This window comes from Kitasatospora sp. NPDC002965, assembly GCF_040611255.1.
Lineage (GTDB): Bacteria > Actinomycetota > Actinomycetes > Streptomycetales > Streptomycetaceae > Kitasatospora.
The window spans coordinates 39175-58462 of sequence record NZ_JBEXNT010000001.1 but is presented as its reverse complement, the minus strand read 5'-3'; the positions used below and the strand labels follow the sequence as shown (position 1 = coordinate 58462).

The 19288-nt window shown below is 73.9% G+C and carries 23 protein-coding genes; 21 read left to right on the top strand and 2 right to left on the bottom strand.

Annotated features, from left to right (window positions below; translation table 11 throughout):
- The first annotated feature begins 206 nt into the window (after positions 1 to 206).
- The 14 genes from ABZY91_RS00320 to ABZY91_RS00255 all read left to right on the top strand — a co-directional run bounded on the left by ABZY91_RS00320 (position 207) and on the right by ABZY91_RS00255 (position 11588).
- The gene (locus ABZY91_RS00320; RefSeq protein WP_355398603.1) at positions 207 to 707 is read left to right on the top strand and encodes a hypothetical protein; all 501 of its coding nucleotides are present in this window, start codon (positions 207 to 209) and stop codon (positions 705 to 707) included.
- Complete coding sequence (locus ABZY91_RS00315) at positions 704 to 1009, top strand: hypothetical protein (RefSeq protein ID WP_355398601.1); 306 nt, start codon at positions 704 to 706, stop codon at positions 1007 to 1009. Before ABZY91_RS00320 ends, ABZY91_RS00315 begins: the two co-directional genes overlap by 4 nt.
- A 133-nt stretch (positions 1010 to 1142) precedes the next feature.
- Positions 1143 to 3605 carry a hypothetical protein gene (locus tag ABZY91_RS00310; protein ID WP_355398599.1) on the top strand — a complete coding sequence of 821 codons (2463 nt, stop codon included), beginning with the start codon at positions 1143 to 1145 and terminating at the stop codon, positions 3603 to 3605.
- Between the two features lie 23 nt (positions 3606 to 3628).
- Entirely contained in the window at positions 3629 to 4174 is a 546-nt protein-coding gene (locus ABZY91_RS00305; protein WP_355398597.1) for a conjugal transfer protein TraB, read from the top strand.
- Positions 4175 to 4254: 80 nt separating this feature from the next.
- A complete protein-coding gene (locus ABZY91_RS00300; protein ID WP_355398595.1) occupies positions 4255 to 6369 on the top strand; it encodes a chromosome segregation protein ParM in 2115 nt (704 codons plus the stop codon).
- An 83-nt stretch (positions 6370 to 6452) separates the two neighbouring features.
- The gene (locus tag ABZY91_RS00295; protein ID WP_355398593.1) at positions 6453 to 6647 is read left to right on the top strand and encodes a hypothetical protein; all 195 of its coding nucleotides are present in this window, start codon (positions 6453 to 6455) and stop codon (positions 6645 to 6647) included.
- A 159-nt stretch (positions 6648 to 6806) separates the two neighbouring features.
- On the top strand, positions 6807 to 7550 hold the full coding sequence (locus tag ABZY91_RS00290) for a hypothetical protein (protein WP_355398591.1): 744 nt from the start codon (positions 6807 to 6809) through the stop codon (positions 7548 to 7550).
- Between the two features lie 56 nt (positions 7551 to 7606).
- Positions 7607 to 7927, top strand: a complete 321-nt coding sequence (locus ABZY91_RS00285; protein ID WP_355398589.1) for a hypothetical protein — start codon at positions 7607 to 7609, stop codon at positions 7925 to 7927.
- A gap of 125 nt (positions 7928 to 8052) precedes the next feature.
- The gene (locus ABZY91_RS00280) at positions 8053 to 8718 is read left to right on the top strand and encodes a hypothetical protein (RefSeq protein ID WP_355398587.1); all 666 of its coding nucleotides are present in this window, start codon (positions 8053 to 8055) and stop codon (positions 8716 to 8718) included.
- Positions 8685 to 8810 (top strand): hypothetical protein, encoded by a 126-nt coding sequence (locus ABZY91_RS00275; protein WP_355398585.1) that lies wholly within the window; start codon positions 8685 to 8687, stop codon positions 8808 to 8810. Before ABZY91_RS00280 ends, ABZY91_RS00275 begins: the two co-directional genes overlap by 34 nt.
- A gap of 120 nt (positions 8811 to 8930) precedes the next feature.
- Entirely contained in the window at positions 8931 to 9206 is a 276-nt protein-coding gene (locus tag ABZY91_RS00270; protein WP_355398583.1) for a hypothetical protein, read from the top strand.
- Between the two features lie 2 nt (positions 9207 to 9208).
- The gene (locus ABZY91_RS00265) at positions 9209 to 10009 is read left to right on the top strand and encodes a hypothetical protein (protein WP_355398581.1); all 801 of its coding nucleotides are present in this window, start codon (positions 9209 to 9211) and stop codon (positions 10007 to 10009) included.
- Between the two features lie 93 nt (positions 10010 to 10102).
- The gene (locus ABZY91_RS00260) at positions 10103 to 10771 is read left to right on the top strand and encodes a hypothetical protein (RefSeq protein ID WP_355398579.1); all 669 of its coding nucleotides are present in this window, start codon (positions 10103 to 10105) and stop codon (positions 10769 to 10771) included.
- Between the two features lie 97 nt (positions 10772 to 10868).
- On the top strand, positions 10869 to 11588 hold the full coding sequence (locus tag ABZY91_RS00255; RefSeq protein WP_355398577.1) for a hypothetical protein: 720 nt from the start codon (positions 10869 to 10871) through the stop codon (positions 11586 to 11588).
- 360 nt (positions 11589 to 11948) lie between these two features.
- On the opposite strand, the gene ABZY91_RS00250 is transcribed toward ABZY91_RS00255, so the two are convergent.
- Positions 11949 to 12182: a hypothetical protein gene (locus ABZY91_RS00250; protein WP_355398575.1), complete on the bottom strand. Its 234-nt coding sequence runs from the start codon at positions 12180 to 12182 to the stop codon at positions 11949 to 11951.
- 50 nt (positions 12183 to 12232) lie between these two features.
- Complete coding sequence (locus ABZY91_RS00245; protein ID WP_355398573.1) at positions 12233 to 12688, bottom strand: hypothetical protein; 456 nt, start codon at positions 12686 to 12688, stop codon at positions 12233 to 12235.
- A gap of 605 nt (positions 12689 to 13293) precedes the next feature.
- On the opposite strand from ABZY91_RS00245, the gene ABZY91_RS00240 reads away from it, so the two are divergent.
- From ABZY91_RS00240 to ABZY91_RS00210, 7 genes are all read left to right on the top strand, one after another.
- Complete coding sequence (locus ABZY91_RS00240; RefSeq protein WP_355398570.1) at positions 13294 to 14022, top strand: hypothetical protein; 729 nt, start codon at positions 13294 to 13296, stop codon at positions 14020 to 14022.
- Positions 14023 to 14139: 117 nt separating this feature from the next.
- A complete protein-coding gene (locus ABZY91_RS00235; protein WP_355398568.1) occupies positions 14140 to 14865 on the top strand; it encodes a hypothetical protein in 726 nt (241 codons plus the stop codon).
- A 62-nt stretch (positions 14866 to 14927) separates the two neighbouring features.
- On the top strand, positions 14928 to 15482 hold the full coding sequence (locus ABZY91_RS00230) for a hypothetical protein (protein WP_355398566.1): 555 nt from the start codon (positions 14928 to 14930) through the stop codon (positions 15480 to 15482).
- Positions 15483 to 15748: 266 nt separating this feature from the next.
- Complete coding sequence (locus tag ABZY91_RS00225) at positions 15749 to 16750, top strand: DUF4097 family beta strand repeat-containing protein (RefSeq protein WP_355398564.1); 1002 nt, start codon at positions 15749 to 15751, stop codon at positions 16748 to 16750.
- Between the two features lie 116 nt (positions 16751 to 16866).
- Positions 16867 to 17118, top strand: coding sequence for a hypothetical protein (locus tag ABZY91_RS00220; protein WP_355398562.1), 252 nt, complete (start codon positions 16867 to 16869; stop codon positions 17116 to 17118).
- Positions 17119 to 17392: 274 nt separating this feature from the next.
- Complete coding sequence (locus ABZY91_RS00215; RefSeq protein ID WP_355398560.1) at positions 17393 to 18394, top strand: hypothetical protein; 1002 nt, start codon at positions 17393 to 17395, stop codon at positions 18392 to 18394.
- 75 nt (positions 18395 to 18469) lie between these two features.
- Positions 18470 to 19165 carry an NUDIX domain-containing protein gene (locus tag ABZY91_RS00210; RefSeq protein WP_355398558.1) on the top strand — a complete coding sequence of 232 codons (696 nt, stop codon included), beginning with the start codon at positions 18470 to 18472 and terminating at the stop codon, positions 19163 to 19165.
- Positions 19166 to 19288 lie beyond the last annotated feature (123 nt).

The following is a 19288-nucleotide window of genomic DNA, read 5'->3' as shown; positions in this document are numbered from 1 at the left end:
CGCAGCGCCTCGCTGCGGCGGCCCCGAACCACCGGATCCCGGCCTCTCCGCCGGTCACCGGGGCGCGTACACCGCCCCGGTGACCGGCGAAGGCGTTGCGGCGCCGAGTACCACCCACGACCCGGCCGCCCGGCCGGAGCCCGGGTCGACGAACACCACCCCAGGTCACGGCAGCGCCGAGGCCGACCCGCTTCCCCGGAGAGATCATGACCAGACACGAACACACCGAGTCCAGTCCGCCGCAGGTCCGCAAGGCGATGGAGGCCCTGGCCGCCGACCCGGAGGCGTTCACCCGCTACCTCGCCGACGTGCAGCGCAACATCCTGGGCCTCACCGCGACGCTCACGGCGCTTGCCCAGGCGGCCCAGGTCGAACTGCGCGGGACCCACGTCGAGGGCGACCGGTTCTACCACGCCCGGACCCGGGCGCTGCCCGTCGAGCGCCAGCTGAAAGCGCTCGTTAATTCGCTGAACAACGCCGCCACGGCCGCGGAAAAGGTGGCCTTTCAGCGGCGCAGGCACGACGAAAGGGTTGCGGCGCTTCCCGGCCAGCGGTCCGCGAAAGCCCTGGAAAAGGCGAACAAGCACCGCTCTTCCAAGGCGATTCCGGTCAACAGGACCGCCGAGCAGGTTCCGCCGCCCGCGAAAAGCGGCTACAGTGATGACCCTCGGTCGATGTTCGAGCTGGGTGACAGGCGGTCGGCATGACGCGGCCGCAGACCCGTGTCGAACGAAGCACGGAGAATAAGCGCCAGTTCCTCGTCGACGGCGAGAATCAGGCGATCGAGCGGCGCGGCGACGAAAAGGGCGGAGCGGAATCCTGGCTCCGCGTCACCCGCACATGGGTGGCGCAGCAGGCCAAGGTCCACCCGGACACCTTCGCTGGCTGGGCCAACGTGCTCCGGCTGTTCCTGGTCGCGATGCAGCGGCGGGCGGCCGGCGATCCGCGGATCTGGGACGACCTTCAGGTCTACGCGACGACCGTCACCGCCCAGATCCCCCCGCAGTGACCACGCGTCACCACGAGGGCCCCGCCGCAGTGCCGGCGGGGCCCTCGCGCGCGCATAACGGGTGCACGGGTGCACGCGTGCACGCGTGCACGAGGACCCTACCCTCTGTCAAGTCCCCTCGAAGGGAGCGAGCGTGTCCGACGACTCCAACGGGCGGGTGATCACCTTCCCGGGCGGCGGCGACCAGCCGTACGCCGCACCCCCGATTCCGCGCTACGGGGACACCGCCCGGAAGCCGGAGGCCCCCGCGCCGGACATCCCGGCGGTCCCCGATCTGACGCCGGACATCCCGGTCATCCCCGAGCCGCCCCGGGCGGCCACCTATTCGCGGTCCGAGGGGATTCCCGCCCGACAGGCCGCCGAGCCCGAAGCGGAGGAATACGAGGAATCCGGGGAGGAGGAATACGGCGAATACTACGAGCGCCGTTCCTTCGCGGATGCGGTCGTCGACTGGATCCAATTCCGGCTCGACAGTGCTCGCGCCGAAAGGGAAGAGAACGCGCCTTTCCGGGAGGCCGCGGTCGCCGGCAGGGTCGCGCACCTCAATGCGCAGACCGAGCGCGAAATGTCACTCATGGCGCAGCACAACGAATTGCAGAAGGCCCAGGTCGACGCCCGCACCGCGATGACGGCGGCGCGGGGAAAGGGCGCGGCCGCCGGAATCGGCGGCGCGGACTCGGGAAAGGGTTCCCACAAGAGTGGGCCGCGCGGCTCGGGCGGTTCGGACGGCGGTTCCGGAGGCCGAGGCCCGGGCGGGTCCGGGGGGTCGGGCGGCGGGTCGACGAACCGGAGCCCGAGCGGCCCGGGGCCCGGGCCGAGCAACAGGAGCCAGGGCGGCGGACGCGACACCGGCCGACCGCAGGGCGGGAACCACGACCGTGGCAGCGACCGAGGGCCGGGCTCCGGAGGCAGCAAGAAGGGCCCTGGAGGCTCTTCTGGCGGCTCCGGCGGCTCCGACAGGTCTCAGAAGTCGTCCGGCGCCTCCGGCGGGCGCCAGAGTGGCCCTGGAGGGGGTCGGGACGGCGCTGGAGGGGGTCGGGGCGCAAGCGGTGGCGGTTCGAAGGACGGCGGCACCCGCTTGCCCGCCACCAGCCCCGCTGCGGAGCGCTCCCGCGCCCGCCAGGAGCGGCAGTCCACCCGGCAGGCCGCCGACCTGGGCGACCGCACCGCGGACCGCGCCCAGAGCCGCCAGAACCGGCAGCGGGTCTGGGACGACAAGCGCGGGGACCGCCGCGAGGGCCGGGAGGAGCGCAAGGCGCGCCGTCAGGCCGCGAGCGAGGGCGACGCCCCCCGCTCGCTCGCCGGCGCCGTCTCCGAACGCCTCAAGCGGCGCCGGGGCTCCTCCGACGCCAAGGAGAACGACGACAAGGCGACGGCGAAGGCCGCCGACGAGACGTCGAAGCCGGACAAGGAGGCCGTGAAAGCCGACGACCGGGAGCTGAAGCCGGACGGCGAGGCGGTGAAGGCCGATGGCGGGACGTCGAAGCCGGACAAGGAGGCCGTGAAAGCCGACGGCCCGGAACTGAAGCCGGACGGCGAGGCGCCGAAGCCCGATGAGGCGTCGTTGACGTCGGACGACCCGTCGTTGAAGGTCGACGACCCGTCGTTGAAGGTCGAGCTGACGAAGGACCCGAAAGACGAGGACACCGCCGAAGGGCCCGCAGCCGAAGGCCCCGGACCCGACGCGGAACCCGGACCCGGACCCGGACCCGGGCATGACGGAGCAGCAGGCACCGGTGAAGAGGTCCCGCCCCCGGGTGAAACCACCGGCAACCCCTGGATCACGTTCTTGAAGGAGGTGCACGACAAGGCGCCGCCCGGCGGGGGAGCGCGGCAGTCCGACCCGGAACCGGAGACGGTCACCGCGGGCAGGGCCGAGCAGAGTCCCGCCGACGCGGCGGGCGCAGGCCTCGACGAGGACGGCATCCCCGACGCGGTGATCGTGGAAGAGACCGAGCCGGCCGTCGCGCCGGTGCCCGCGCCGGGCCCCGTGCCCGTCGCGGGCGTGACCAATCCGGCGTCCGGCGGTGCAGGCCTCAACGAGGCCGGCATCACCGACGCGGTGATCGTGGAAGAGAGGGTGAGCGTGGAGAGCACCGAATCGGCCGTCGCGCCGGTGCCCGCGGCTCAGCCAGGACCGGACACCGAGCAGTCGCTGGTGGTCCGGCCGGACCGCACGCGACGGGCCCGCAAGCGCAAGCGCCAGCAAATGGCGCGCCAGCACCGCACCGACATCACCCTCGACGAGTACCTGCTCCTGATGACCAACATCGCGGTCAACTCGGACCAGGACTACCAGATGGTGCTCAAGGCGGTGCAGGACCTGCAGGACCTCGCGGTAATGCTCCGGGAGATGAGCGGCGACCTGACCGGCAGCCACAACATCGACCGCAAGGTGACCAACCTGCTGGCGGACCTGGCCGACCTCTCGGACATCACCGCGCACGAGGCCAAGGTCCTGTCAAAGGAAGCCGAGACCGCCGCGACGGTGTCCGCCGAGGCAGCCCACGCGGTCGCGAAGATCTACGGCGCGGACCGCGAAGCCATGGACGAGACGGGCCTGGACATGGCCTCCGCCGCCGTGCACCACGACTAGGAGAAGAGAGGAGCCGCACACCCGTGAGCGACCAGACGAGCGACCAGGCGGACAGCCTGCCGGCCGTCCCCGACCCCGGCGGCGCCATCGCCCCCGCCGACAGCGGCGGATTCCAGGACGCCGAGACATCTCTCGCGCCCCGCAAGAAGCCCAGGGCCCGTCGCCGCCGCAACCGCCGGCAGGTCCTGGGCGGCCTCGCCGACGGCGACCACAGCTTCGACGGCGTCCAGCACAAACTGACGGTCGTGATCCAGGCGATGACCGCCGCCGTCGACAACCTGGAGGGCCTGGACCGCCGGGCCCGCGCCACGGCCAAGGAGGCCTCCAACGCGGCCGGTGCCATCGCCAACGCCGAACTCGACGAGACATTCGTCGGGATGACCGAAGAGGTTGCGACCGCCCAGATGGAGGCCGCCAAGGCCGTACGCAAGATGCTCCGCGCCGCGCAGCGGGCCGAGAAGGACGCCTACGCGGTCCGGCGGGCCCACGCCAAGCTCTACGGCGCCCTGCACCGCGTCCGCAGGGGCCGCCGGCACCGCACCCCGAAGCCGGGCTTCTTCCATCGGTAGCCCACCGCACCCACTCCCCCCGAGGGTGGGCACGCCGACGACGGCGTGCCCACCCTGCTCTGTGAAAGGACGTCCCCCCGGTGGCCTTCGCCGTCAAGCTGGAACGCTCCCTGTACGTGGCGGTCGCTCCGTTTCTCGGCGCGGCCGCGAACCTGCCCGACCACCCCGCCGTCGGGGCCGCCGTCGCCTCCGCCGGCGGCATCGGCGTCGTCGCCTCCCTCATCGTGGTGTGCACGGAGAAGGACAGCGCCGGCCGCTGGCTGGTGCGGCTGTCGCCGCTGACCCTGGCTGCCGCCGTCGACTACGCCGCCTACCGCATCCCCGGCTGGGGATGGGACGCGGTGCTGGCCCTCGGCTGGGGGGCGCTGTGCTGCGCGGTCGTACCGATCGCCCGGACCACCGGCCGCTACCGGCGCCGCCGCAAGGTCCTGGCCCCCGCCCCGCAGACGCCGGAGCTCACCGTCGCCCCGGAGGTCGTGCCGGAGCCGGTCGTCGACGATGGCGCGGACCCCTTCACCCAGGGCGTGAGGCTGCTGTGGAAGCGGGCCGGCGATCCGGCCCGGACCCACGTCGTGGTGGCCAAGCCGCACCCGGACAAGCCCCACGACTTCACCATGCTGCTGCGGGCCAACGAGCCGGGACGGCCGATCAGCGGCCTCAACGAGGCCGACGTCGCCGCTGCCTTCGGCGTCCACAAGGACGACGTCCGGTTCATCGAGACCACCCAGATGGCCGGCCGTCAGGCCGGGCCCGGCTGGCAGGAGGTCGAGCTGATCCCCGACGAGCGCCGGCGGCGCCGCACCAAGCCGACCATCGCCGAGTGGTGGGAGGACGGGATCGGCGAGGACGCGATCCCCGGCTCCAAGTACACCAACCGGCGCCGCAACGACGAGCGGGGCGTCACCTACTGGATGGCGCAGCTGCCCGACTCCGCCCGCGAGCCGCGCGTCGATTCTGAGGTGCTGGCCCGAGCGCTGAACGTCCGGCACGAGGACGGCCGGGTGTTCGTCACGTTCGACGGCCGCCACGTCCTGGTGTCGGTGTGGGACGAGTCCCCGCTCGCCAAGTTCTACCCGGCCACCCGCGAACTGCTGACCCCGGACAAGAACGGCTGGTACACCACCGGGGTCCTGGCCAACGGTCAGCCGGCCCGAGGCCGCGTGCACACCGACCGCGGTGCGGCCCACGGCCTGTACGTCGCTCCGTCCGGCGGTGGCAAGACCCAGCTGATGGCGCTGGCGGTGTGCGCGCACGCCAACTGGGGCGCCGTGACATGGCTGGTCACCGAGGCGCCGGACGAGAAGACCGCTGCGCTGGGCGTGCACTGCGACCGGTACGGCGTCGGCGCGCTGTACATGGTGCGCGCGCTGCGGGCCATCGACGCGCTCATGGAGATCCGCGGCACGATGCCGTGGGCCGACGGCAAGATTCACGACTGGGAGGCCGGGAAGCCCGGCTGCCCGTACCGGCCGCTGTCCGTGTTCTGGGACGAGTTCCTGTCTGCGGCCAGGAACGAGGACTACGGCGCGGAGATCATGGACCGGGCCGAGTCCGGCACGGTGAAGGGCCGCAAGTACGGGATCGGCGAGCACGTCGCCGGTCAGAGCATTTTCGTCCAGGACGGGTTCACGCAACTCCTGAAGGGCAACATCCGCGCGAACTCGCCCGCCCCGGTGGTTCTCAATGTCGCGCCGGAGAACGTCACGAGCACGTTCAAGGCGCTCGGGGTCGCCCCCGACGACATCCCGGAGCCGCTGCCGCGCTCGTTCTCCCCGCAGGCGGAGGGCCGGATCGACCGGATCCTCAACGGCGAGGCGGAGCCTCCGGCCGACGACAACACCGGCGGCGCCGGCTGGATCGTCCCGCGCTCCAAGCCGGAGGTGCTGCGCACCCTCTTCATGGACTTCGGCAAGCCCATCGCCCCGCTGTTCCCCGACGAGGTCTTCGGCCTCACTCCCCACGAGATCCGTGAACTCGAAAAGCGCGACCTCTGGTTCGACTGGACCCTGCCGCCCCGCCCGGGCGAGTTCGGCGACGACGACCCGGAGGAGGACGACGCCTGGATCGACGACGAGCCCAAGCCTGCTCGCAAGAGCGGAGCCAAGACGGGCGGCAAGGAGCGTCCGATCCCCGGGCGCAGCAACGTCCGCTCCCCCGACGAGGCCCTGGCCGCGCTCCACACGCTCGGCCGCTGACCCCCGCGGGGCGGGGCCGCGACACCGCGGTCCCGCCCCGGCCACCGCAATTTCCGCCCCGCTTCCGCTCCTGGAGTCCAGCCGTGATCGTCTCCGTCTCCCTCGTCGCCGTCTTCGGTGTCCTCGCCGGCTACCAGCTCTGGCGCCGCCAGATCCCGTACTGGAAGGGCTTGGTCTTCACCGTTTTCGGCTTCTGCCTGGCCCAGACCGCCATGGCGCCGTCGATCGCCGACGCCCTGCGCGCCGTCACCGGCTTCTTCACCAACCTGGCCGCCTGACCGGCATACCCCCGACCAGCCCCGGGGCGCGTCCCGAGATCGGCGCCCCAGGCACCGAAGGGCCCAGGCCAACCGGTCGGCGCCGACAACCGAACACCACGCGCAGGGCGCGCCGGCACCGGTCGGCGCGCCCTGCACCGTCCCCGGAAGGACAACCCCGTGCACACCTACCCGCTCACCACCGACCGGCTCGCCGCCTGGCGGTCCCCGTCGTCCCGGCCGAGCACCGAGACCCTGTTCGACGCCGCCGCGGGTACCGTCGCGATCGGCCGCCACCAGGACGGCGGCGACGCCGTCCTGGAGCTGTACAGCACCGAGGGCGCCACCCACGCCACCATCACCGGCCTTCCCGGCAGCGGGATCGGCACGCTCCTCGGCACGCTCTGGGACGCGGAGCAGGCCGCCGCCCTGGTCGAGCCGTGGGCGGTGGACCCGGGCGGCGCCCACACCGCGCACCGCCCGCTGCTGCGTTGCGCGGATACCGCGGAGCGCGCCGCCGAGCTGCTGGCCGAGGCCCGCGAGCTGGTCCTCTCCCGCGTCCACGGCGGCCTCCTCCAGCCCACCCTCAAGGGATACGAGCCGACGGACGGCCACCCGCTGGTCACCCTCACGGTGGTCGGCCTGGCCGACCTGGTCCAGCAGGACCGGCGGATCGAGCGGGAGCTGGAGGTCATCGCCCGCTGGGCCCGCCGCGGCGGCCTGAGCCTGCGCTCGGTGGACCGCCCCGGCACGGCCGTGCCCGGCCTGCTGGGCCAGATCCTGGCCGGCGGCAGCCGGATCGAGCTCCTCGCCGGAACCGGGAGCAGCGGCCAGGACCAGGTCCTGCCCGGTACCGGGCTGCTGGCCCTGCCGTTCGGCGAGCCGGTCCTGTTCCGGGCCTGGCCGCCGGTGCCCGGCGCGTGAACCCCGCCCCGCCGCACTCCACCCGACCCGCCCGCCACCCAGGACAGGAGCCGCTCATGCGACCCGACCCCACCACTCTGCAGGACAACGACACCGACGGCACGGCCACGGAGCTGACCGACGTCACCCTCACGCTCACCGACGACGTCTCCGACCACCAGGAGCGGCGCGAGCTCACCCAGAAGCAGCTGACCGCCCTGCTGCTCGCCTTCGACGACTGCGAGGACGACCCCGAGGACGCCTACGGACAGGTCGAGGTGTCACTGGAGTACAAGCCGGCCGAGTACGGCGGGCGCCGCTGGAACGAGACCCGCACCTTCGCCCCGCAGGCGGCGGCCGCGGTGCTGGCCGCCTTCGAGGCCGGCCCCCTGGTCTGACCGGACGTCCGGACCGGCCGAACCCCCGCCGCGGGCGGGGCCCGCCGACCGCTCCAACGCAGCGGCCAAGTGCCCCGCCCCACCGACCCCTCACCCCCCTTGACCTGCCCCTGAAGGAGCCCTCCGTGTCCACCAGCAGCAGCCCCGAGAACGGTCAGCTCCTCGACCCGGCCCGCGTCAACCTCCTGGAGCCCGGCTACACGGCCGCGCAGATCGACGGACGGATCGTCGCCATGCGGGTGGGCAGGGACCGCGACGACGACGTCGACTTCGTGCCCGCGATCGTCGACGGCCAGCCCGGGGCCGTACCCGTCCTCGACGTGACCGCCTTCCTCGACGCCGCCGAAGCACGCAACGCCGCCCACCGCGAGGCCATCGACGCGATGACCCCTGCGGCTCCGGTCGCCCCGGTCGCCGACCCCGGTCTCCCGCAGGCCGTACGCCAGTACGTCCTCTACGGCTCGATCGCCTCGCTGGCGGCCGGCGGGGCGATGTGGATGATCGGCGCCGCCGTCGCCGAGGCCGCCCCGCACGCCGACAAGCTCGGCGAGCTCCTGAAGTGGGCCGCGATCCTCGTCGGCGCGGTCGTGCTCGGCGTGGCCGGCCTGCTCGGCAAGCTCCGCTCCGTCACCACCCAGGCGGCCTCCGGCACCGCACCCGCCGCGACGGCCAGCGGCGAGGGAGCCACCGCCACCGGCACCGTGCTGGCCCTCGTGAACCGCACCCACACCACCACCATCGGCCGCCAGTCCGCCGGATGGCGCGGATCGATCACCAACAACAACGGCTGAAGGAGAACTCCGCCATGCGCTTCGTCTACCTGCTCGGCATCTTCGGGCCCGTCCTCCTCGCGACCTTCTTCCTCGCCCGGCACCTGCACTGACCGGCCGCCCGGCTTCGCCCCCGGCCCCGCGCCGCCCGCCCGCACACCAGCGCGGCGGGCGGCGCGCCCCTCGGGGGCGTTGCCGGCCGACCGGCCGACCGGATCCTTATGGAGGAACCCGTGACCACCACCGCTCTCTCCGCCCCCGCCGGGGCCACCCCGGCCGCACAGGGCCCCGACGTCGAGTCCATGACCACCTGCGGCGGCACGGACTGCGGCACCGAGATCGACCCCGGCCCCGCCACCCAGTGCGGCACCAGCACCCGCGACGGCGCCCTGGACGGCTGCGGCCGGCACTTCTGCAGCGACCACCTCTGGCTGGACGGCGTGTTGCCGCCGCAGCCCCAGAACTGCGTGTCCTGCCTGAACCGGCGCGCCCTGCGAACGGCGGCCTGACCATGGCCAGGCAGCACCTGTGGATGTCCCGCTCCGACCGGCGCGCCTGGAACTCCGCCGCCTCCCTGGCCGACCTCGGCCGGCTGACCGCCCTGTGGCTGGAGGGCACGCTCGCCTCCCAGCCCGGGTACGTGCCGAACTTCGGCCCGGACGAGGAGACCACCCAGACCCCCGGGTTGGTGCGGGCCCTGGCCCTGTGCAACCGGGCCGGGTACGTCACCGACTGCTCCCAGCCCGGCCTGTCCGAGCCCGACCTTGACCTGGACTGGTGGACCCAGCGCGAAGCCGTCTCCGGGATCACCGACGACCCGGCCGTCCTCGCCGCCCTGCGCGAGGCCGCCGCCCGGCACGGCCTCCTCTGCATCGAGCACGGCCCCGACACCCCGGTCGGCCCCCGGCCCGAGCACATCCCGGTGACCACGCGCAACGGCGAGGCCCACACCTGGTTCGGCGGCTGGAGTGCGCCGGAGGATGTCCGCTTCCGCTGGAAGGGTGCGGGCGAACAGGCCGTCGCCGCCGCCGAGCGGGCCTGGCAGGTCACCCTGGCCAACCCGGACTCCGGACCGAGCCGCCTCCTGCTCACCGCCCTCGTCGAGGCCTTCGCCGACCCGGCCGTGGCCCGGTGCGTGCGTTGCGGCTGCACCGAGGACGACCCGTGTCCGGGCGGCTGCGCGTGGGTGCCGGAGCTCCTGCTGCTGGAGGACCTGTGCAGCAACTGCGCCGTGGACCACCTCGCCGAGCAGGCCGCCGCCGACGGCCGGGACCACGCCGGCACCGCCGGGCCCGCCCCGGCGGCCGCGTAACCCCCGATCACCGCCGCCACCGGCAGGGGCGGGAGCCGCCCACGCGCCGACCGCCCCGCCGTAACCACCCCGCACTCCGAGGAGATGCCTCCGATGCAGTCCTGGAACACCGACCGCCACCGCATCGCCGACAGCGACCACGCCACCATCGCCTTCACCGGCGGCGACGAGCTCGTCCTCGCCGACTGGCAGACCACCGAGGCCGCCCCTGACCGGGACGGCCGCGTCTACGCCACCCTCCGCGGCTGGATCGCCAACACCGAGGGCAGCGGCACCCACACCGACCCCTACACCCGGCCCGTCCAGGCCGGCCGGGCGCAGCTGGTGCTCGCCGAACTGCGCGGCCGCGAGCCCCTGCGGGACCTGGCCGTCCACGTCGACATCCACCACGCCGGAAAGCCGCACCCGAACACCTGGGACCACCCCGGCTACCTGTGCACCCTCACCTGGCTGGCCCGCCGCGTCGACGCCAACGGGAACCCGGTGCTGGAGACGGAGATCGGTTCCACCCGGTGGACCGATCCCGACAGCGGCCGCGAGTGGGACCTGAGCGCCGCTTACCTGCCCGAGGGCGAGTCGTACAACCCGCTCGGCTTCGTGTGGCGCCACTACGACGGCTGGAGCGGGGGAGTGCCGCAGCTCCTCCCCTTCTACGGCGGCAACCACGGCCCGGCCTACGGCGCCGGCTCTGCCCGCCCGATCACCGACGGCCCGTGGGTCGAGGCCGCCGACGCGCCCGCCATCACGGCCCGGGCCCGCTGAACCGCCCGGCACCTTTGCCCCTGAGCGGGCCCGGCCCTCCCCGGCCGGGCCCGCTTCGCACACCGAACCCGCCACCGACCCGGACCCGGAGCCGACCATGACCACCACCAACCCGTCCTCCGACGAGACCGGCCCGGCCCTGGGGCCCGCCCGGCGCACCCTCAAGGCCGCCACCCGCGACGGCTGGGCCCGGGCGACCGCGCCCGGCACGTTCCTCGCACGCCGCGGCCAGGACGTGCGCTACGCACTCGACCACGGCTGGCGCTCCGGCGCCCGCTGGGTCCGCGTCGCGGCCGGCCTGCTGATCCTTCTTGCCGCGAGCGCCGGGGCCGTCCTCCTCTGCTCCGCACTGCGGCAGTTCCTCGCCGCCAGCGGCGCCGGCACCTGGCTGGCCGTGATCACCCGCACCGTCACCGGGCCCGTGCACCGCTACCTCGCCGAGCACACCGCCGGCCTTCCGCTCAGCGGCGCCGACGCCTACCGGCTGTGGGCGGCCACCGGCCTGACGGCCGCCGTGCTGTCCTTCGCCCTGCGCTCCACCGCGGCCCGGTTCGTCTGGGCCGGCTGGTCGGTCGGCACCCTGGCAGCCGTCTGGCAGGCCAGCCCGGACGGCGGCCGCCCCGTCGCCACCGCGCTCACCGCCGCCGTCCTGGCCGCCGTGTCCGCCCCGGCCCTGCGCGGCTTCGCCGTCTCCCTGCGCCCGCGGACCACCGTCCACGACACCCTCACCGTCGTGCTGACCGCCCAGGTCTGCGCCTGCCGGTGGAACGCCCCGGCCGTGCACCCGGTGGTGCCCGCGCCCCGCACCCGGTCCTGAAATCCCCTGCAGTCCGCGGGGCCCGGCGGACCCGCCCGCCGGGCCCGGCCCACCCTCACCCAGGAGTCACCCGTGAATGCCCTGCTCGCCCGCGCCGCCGACCTCGCCGCCGTGGACTCGCCCTCCGCCCGCACGATCGTGATCGACTTCGACGGGGTCATCCACTTCCCTGTCAAGTCAGCGTGTTGAGGGGGACTGTACGAGCCGGTGCCAGGTACGCCTGATCGCTTAGTGCAGGCAGGGGACGGGCGAGACTGTGCCCGGTTCATGGCCGAGTTGCTGAAGGCTCCAGGGAGTCCGGAGCGGCTCCGGGCCGGTGTCGTCATCAAACGAACGTCTGATGACGACACCGGTACCGAATCAGCTGGCGGCGACGGAGTGGTCGACCACCAACTCCAGCGTCCAGAGAAGGTCGTTGTCGTTCGAGCCGTACTCGGACGACCAGTTCATCGCCACCACGATCGTGAACGGGCGCTCCTTGATCCAGTCGGCGGCGGCGTGCAGCACGTCCGACTCCTCGCTGCCGGTGAAGGCCACCACCTCCAGGGGCGCGGTCCTGCTCAGCCGCTTCACCGGGCCATGGTTCGAGCGCACTCCGTTACGGTCGTTGTTCAACCTGACCACCCGCTCGCCGCCCGCGCCGCTCACGGGCGGGCCGCCGCTTCGGCCGGCGCCGTGCGGTCGTCCAAAACGATCGCCGGCGCCGCCGAGCGGTCACCCCCGGACGGCACCACGTGCCGCAGCGCCTGGGAGATCGCCGCCTCCACCCGCCGGCCGATCGCCTTGTCCAGGTCGGAGCCGACGGGCCCCTGCAACTCCCGGCACTTGTCGAGCACCGCGGCCAGCGTGCTGCCGGAGATCGGCACGGTGATCATCCCGGCGCCCTCGTCGGTGATGTCCTCGGCCGCCGGCGGCCGGAAGGTGCTGTCGTTACGCCCCCGGGGAGTGCTGGTGAACTTCTCCACGAAGTACGCCCAGGTGTCCTTGTGGCACCTCAAGGTGGCCACGCCGATGCCTGCGGCCTTCACCATGTTCAAGCGATGGTCGCCCCATCCCAGGGGATCGACCATCTGCTCGTCGTTCCTGCGGAACCAGTCCAAGATGCCCAAGATGTGCGTCCTCCCGGCACGGTGGTCTCCGGCGCTGAAGAACCGGGAAACCACGTTGTGTGATCCTTCGAGAGCCGATTGTGTCGTCTCAGGCTGGGTCGGTGCGGACGTTCGGGTGATGTCAGAGGGCCCCGCCCAGGAACGGTACCGGTGGCACCATGCGAGCGTGAACGCTTCCGCCGCTGAGATGGCCACCCCAGACGACTACCTATCCGCTTGGCCTCGCGGGCGGAGGTGATCGCGTCATATGCCCCGTGTCCTGTTTTCCGCAGCGTGTTCGCGTGTGGCGTCGGGGACGGTGCGCTTGGCGGACTTCGCGATCACCCCATCCGGACCGGCGTCAGGCCCCGAGGAACGTCCTCCCGGCGCAGCGCCGGGCCGGGCACCCCCTTTGGTGGCTCCTCCGGGCGACGTTCAACCCGTCACCAACGTTGGTGCGCGCCGGTGAAACCGCAGGTCAGATCATTGGTGGGCGCCGTGTCCGAACCGGTATCAGCGGCGGATCCTCCACCAAGGTTTCCACCAATGCTCACGGGCTCCACTGGGGTCACCGGCCGCCGACGTGGTGGCCCGCAGACCTCGGGAGCACCCTGCCCATGACCGTGAACCACGCGCCGGCCACCACCGAGCGCGCCCGGCTCGCCACCCTCGGCGCCGCCCAGAACCTCACCACCGCCGCCGGTGCGGCCGCCGCCGCTCTCGCCGTCCACCGGGCCCTGCGGGGCCGGCGTCCCGCCGACGAGCGGATCACGGCGACGGCACTGGCCGCGATCGGCGCCGCCGTCCTTGCCCAGGAGATCCTGGACACCGCGCTGGCCCCCCTGCGCCGCTCCGCCCCCGACCGGCACCCGCTCCTCGACGCACCGCACACCCCGCCGGCGGCCGGCGAGGAGGCGCAGGGCGGGGCGCGGCTGACGATGCGGGACATCGAGACCGCCGCCCGCGCTGGCGCCGCCTACGAGGCGCGGATCAACGCCGCCGGCATCCTGGGGGCCGACGGCCCGCTGCGCGAGCACGTCCAGTGGTCCGGGGACCCGGACGGGTCGGCCGTCCTCGGTCTGCCGTTCGGCGCGGTCCTGCGCTACCGGCCGGTCCGGTCGGAAGGCGGGGTGCGCACCGTCGTGCCGTGGGAGGAGCGGTTCACGGTCAGCGCCGACGGCGAGGACACCACCGTCCTGACCGGCGCCGACGTGCTCGCCGTGCTGGAGCCCCTGGCCGACGGGCGGCCCGAGGCGGCGGACACGGCCCTGGCTCGTGCCGTCGCCGAGTTGGAGCCCGCCGTGCCGCCGTACGTCAACGCCCGCCCGACCAACCGCCTGGCCTAGGCCCGCCGTCGGCCGCCCGGCGGGGCCCGCACGCCCCGCCGGGCCCGGCCCGATTCCCGCCCGCCCCACTGCCGGACACGGTGGCCTGACCGACCGCCGTGCCACGAGGAGAACCTGATGCACCCGCACATCGTCGCCGGGCTCCTGGAGCGCTCCCGGCACACCTCGCTCAACGCCGAGCTCACCCGCGCCGCCCACGGCAGCGCGCAGCTGCTGCGGGAGCTCACCCGCCAGAGCGTCGAAGCGCTGAACGACCACGGCGCCCGCATCCCGCACCGCCCCACCGGGGCCGAGCTGCGGGCCGTCGCCGCCGCCCACCGCCGGATCGCCCCCGCGCCCGTCACCGACCTCGACGCCCTGGCTGACGCCCTGGAGCGCGCCGCCGACCGGCTCGACACCCACCCGTACGGCCCGGACACCGGCCGGCCCGGCCACGGCATCCTCGCCGCCGTCGAGCACCACACCCCGGACCTGTGCCTGCGCTACGACGCACTGACCGTCATCACCCAGCACCTGCCCGAGCCCGGCATGACCATCACCGCCTGGGAACGCGAGGCCGACCCGGGCCGCGTCCTGGCCGCGGCCATGCTTCGCTCCCTCGCCGCCCGCCGCGTCGCCCCCCGCTACCCGCGGCCGCCCGTCGAGCCCGCCCCGGATGCCCCCGAACCGCTCGACCCGTTCAACGAGGCCGAGGCCTACACCGTCCACCCGGCGCCCGACCACACCCTGATCACGGACCGGCGCGCCCGCATGCGCGCCTACCAGGAGGCCGCCGCCGGCACCACCCACCCCCACCTGGCCCGGATCTACCAGGACCAGGCCGACAGGCTGCGCGCCCGGTAGGAACCGTCCCGGCCGGTACACCGCCGCGGCACTTCCCGCGTCCCACCTTCACCGGAGGCCCAGTGACCACCCACACGATTCCCGTCGAGGCCGTCATCGCCCGGCCCGTCACCGTCGAGACCCCGCCGGACCAGGTCCGGGAGACGCTCTTCCTCCTGGCCCAGGCCGGGTTCCGCCTGGACCTGGTCCTGCCCGACGGCACGGCAGCCAGCTACCACCCCGCCGTCACCGACGCCCGAGTCCGCCCGCTCGCCGCCGGCGGCGCCGCCGTGCTCACCGCCTACGGTGAGCTCCTCCAGCTCCCGCAGCTGCTGCGGCGTTCGCAGGAGGCCTTCCACCTGTGGCAGGCCACCGCGGCCGGGAGCGGCACGGCGCCCGCGGGCACCGGCGACGACCGGGCCACGGCGCGGACGGAGCACGCCTACCTGCTGGCTCACGCGGTGGCGCTGGACGTCGCGTCGCTGCGGGACGGCGCGGACCCCACGTCGGCCGACGCGGTGGAGGCGGCCAACCGGCTGCGCGCCCTGGCCGGCCTGGTACCCGCCGACGGGGGAGAGGCCCTGTCCTGGCTCCGCTACACCTACGCCAGCCGCCTGGCCGGGGCCGTCCGGTCCTGACGCCCCACCGGGCCGTCCGAAGGCCGGGGCAAGTGGCCGGCCCCGCCCCGGCCCGCACCCCGACGATGACAACACCAACAATGCCACCGAAACAGTGGCCAATGCTTGTGTGGCCACTATTTCAGTGGCATGATGAGGGGTGTCAGGCCGCGGACCACCCAGTCCGCGGCCCGCCCCTCGCTACCGGCGCCCACCGCGCCGCAACGCCGCCGCCTGCCCGCAGGCGCCGAGCCCCAGGCCTGCCGGGGCAGAACCGAGAGGTACCCATGACCACCGAGAACAAGCACACCGCCCAGACCCCCGGTCCGCTCCGCGTCGAGATCGAGGTCCTGACGGGCACCGTCACCGTCGCCACCAGCCCCGACGTCGACCGCGCCACCGTCACCGTGCACACCGCGGACGACCACGACGCCTTCGCCGACGCCGTGACCGGCACGAGCTTCCTGGAGCACGGCCGGACCCTGAAGGTGCGGATCCCGAACACCGGCGCCAGCGAGGCGCCCTTCGCGGCCCAGCACACCGGTACGGCCGTCCGCAACTACTTCCGGGGCCACCTCGGAGGCGACCTCTTCCAGGGCGCCACCTTCGTGCAGGCCGGCAGGACCACCGTGCGCAGGGCCACCGGAGCACGGGACATCGTCTTCACCCAGAACGGCACGGACAGCTTCCAAATGCTCGGCAGCGACCAGGGCGCGGTCTTCTCGCAGAGCGGCCTCGGGAACGTGCAGATGGACGACGGCACCCTCTCCATCAACGGCGTGGTCATCGTCCGGAACGGCGTGGTCGTCGTCCCGGAGGGCACCCGGGTCGACAGCACGCCCGGCACCGTCCACGTCGACATCCAGCTGCCGCCCGGCAGCGACGTCATCTTCAGCAGCAGCGGCGAGGCCTCCCTCACTCTCGACGGCGACCTGCGCCGGGTCGAGGCCGTCCTCGCGGACGGGGCGCTGTTCGCCGCCCGGGCGGACATCGGCATCGCGAAGATCAGCACCATCACCGGCGGCATCACCCTCGGGAACACCCGCGACAGCGCGGTCCTGAACACCGACACCGGCGACATCAAGGTCCGCCACTTCGGGGGCGGCGAGCTCAACGCGACCAGCACCAGCGGCGACATCAAGGTCCGTACCCCGGACGGGGTGAACCGCCCCGCGACCGTCACCCTGAACTCCGTCTCGGGCGACATCCACACCCGGGGACTCGCCCGGCACCCCCGGGTGCGGCTCACCGCGAACTCCCGCACCGGCGACGTCCACCACCGCATCTGAGCCACCCCGGGGCGGCCGACTGAGCTGGCCGGCCACGCGGCCGCCCCGAGGCACCGGACCCGATCCAGACGGCCGGGACCCACCACCATGGTCCCCGACTGATCCGGAGAAACCCAATGACCGCCCCCGACGACACCCCCGCCCGCCGCGAGCATCCCGATACCCCGAAGGGACGCCTGGACGCCGCGGCCGAACAACTGGAGCTGGAGATCGCCGCAGCCCAGCGGAAGTACTGGCTCGCGGTTCAGGCCGAGATCGACGCCAGCACCCAGGCCGAGGTCGCGAACACCATGAAGGTGAGCCGCGAGCACCTGCGCCGGAACCTGAAGCGCTGGGCTGGCCCGGCCGACGGCGACATCGCCGGCTGACCCGCCGCCGAACCCGGTGTGGTGCCCGCCCCGGCGGGCACCACACCGCCACCCCGACCAGGCCTCCGGCAGCGAACCCCCTCACAGCTCCCCGCGCAACGGCCGTCGACCGCACCGTCGGTCCAGCCACCGCCCCTTCCGTCCCGGCCGCGCCGACCAGCCGGCCCGCGGCCCGGCGAGCGAGCGGATCCCGCACCACCCGACACCCCTCGAACCGCACCGCGGCCGCGCCGACCGGCAGGCCGCCCCTGCCCACACCCCGCCGAAGGACGCCATGACCATCACCACCATCGTGCGGGCCGCCGAGCTGGCCCGGATCCTCGACCAGACCGCCACCCACCGCCGCACGCCCACCGATTGGAGGCCGGGCTCGGTCACGCTGCTCGACGCCGACCCGACCCGCCTGCACGCCGTCACCACCTCCCGCTACACCCTGGCTGTCGCCAGCGCCGCGCTCCGCGACCTGGACAGCGAGGAGAAGAGCGAGGGGGGCGAGCCCTGGAGCACCACCCTCCAGGGCGACGACGCGGACAGCCTCGCCGCCTGGGCCCGCAACCGCGGCTACGACGAGGACGTGCGCCTGATCGTCGCCCCCGACCGCCTGGACGCCTCCACCCTCACCAGCAGCCTGCGCGTGCCCGTCAGCGCGGCCACGTTCCCCCTGCGCGGCGGCTGGCGGGCGGTCATCGCCGCTCGCATGGAGCCCTCCACCGGCACCGCCCCGAAGCCGATCGCCCTCGACACCGCGACCCTGCGCCGCTGGAAGAACGTCGGCGACTACGTGTGGCTCGGCGTGTCCGAGCACGACGGCAGCCTCCTCGTGCTGGGGGAGGACTTCGTCGGCGTGCAGGCGCCGGTGGCCAAGGGCTGGCAGCAGCCCCTCGCCCACGCCTTGGCGGCGGCCGACGGCCGCTCCGTGGAGGTGCTGCCGCTGCCCGACGGCGACGACGAGTTCTCCACGATCCGCTGGGAGATGCTCCGGCGGACGGTGGTCGCCGACGCGGCGATCAAGGACGCCCGCTACGCCGGGGACGGTGCGCTGGCGGACGCGGTCCTCGCGGCGGCCGGCTCCTCCCACGTCGCCGTACGGGCCCTGCGGGCGCTGGAGAAGATCGACCCCCGACGCGCGCACGAGCTCGCCGCCGCCATCAGCGACGAGCTCGACAGCGGCGAGTTCACCGAGGCCGCCTTCGAGACCGCCGCAGCCCTCAGCCTCGACCCGAGCGCGTGGATCGCCCAGTACAACTCCTCCCGGACCGCCCCCCAGGAGGCCTGACCCCCAGCCGGCCGCGCCCCGGGGCACCGCGCCCCGGGGCTCCCTGAGGAACCACACGACCAGGAGGAATCCTTCATGGACCCCTACACGCCCACCGACGTCACTCCGCCGGAGCTGCTGCCGCAGGCCCTGGAGACGAAGGTCCCCGACTGGGCCGAAGCCGCGCCGACCCCGGACGCCGTGACCGACTGGCCCGCGCGCCAGGCCGCCGCGATGGTGCGGTTCGAGCTGGACGCCCGCGGCTGGCCGCTCAACCCCGCCGGCCGCACCGGCAAGACCGGCCGACGCCTCGGCAAGTGGGGCGAGAACGCGGCGGCCGACGCGATCGCGGTCGCGGGCCACGGTCCGCACCGGCAGGTCCTGCTGATCACCCGGGACGACATCGGCGTCGCCGCGACGCCCGGCGGCATGGTCGAGGACGCGGACAGGACTGCCGAGGACGACCCGGACAAGACCGTTGAGAACGCCCTGCTTCGCGAGCTGCTGGAGGAGACCGGCGAGGACCTGAGGGGCCACCAGCCGGTCATCCTGGCCCGCCAGGTCGTGGACGACTGGCGCAACACCGACCAGGCCTGGGTCGTGTCCGCCTACGGGCTCCTCCAGCTGACCGCCACGGTGCCAGCCGTCGGGGCCGACGACGCGCGCGACGCGGGCTGGTGGCCGTTCGCCTCCCTCGACCAGCTCGAAGCCGCGCTCGCCGCCGACGGACGCACCCTCTACGCCGCGCACCGGCCCCTGCTGCAGGCCGCCCTGGACCACCTCGCCCAGTAGCGGGACACCGCCCGCTCGGGGACCGGCCACCGCGGCCGGTCCCCGATCGGACAGCACAGCCCCGACTCCGGACCCGCAGCCTCCGGCCGGCGATCCGGAGCTCCGACACCCCACACACCGAGA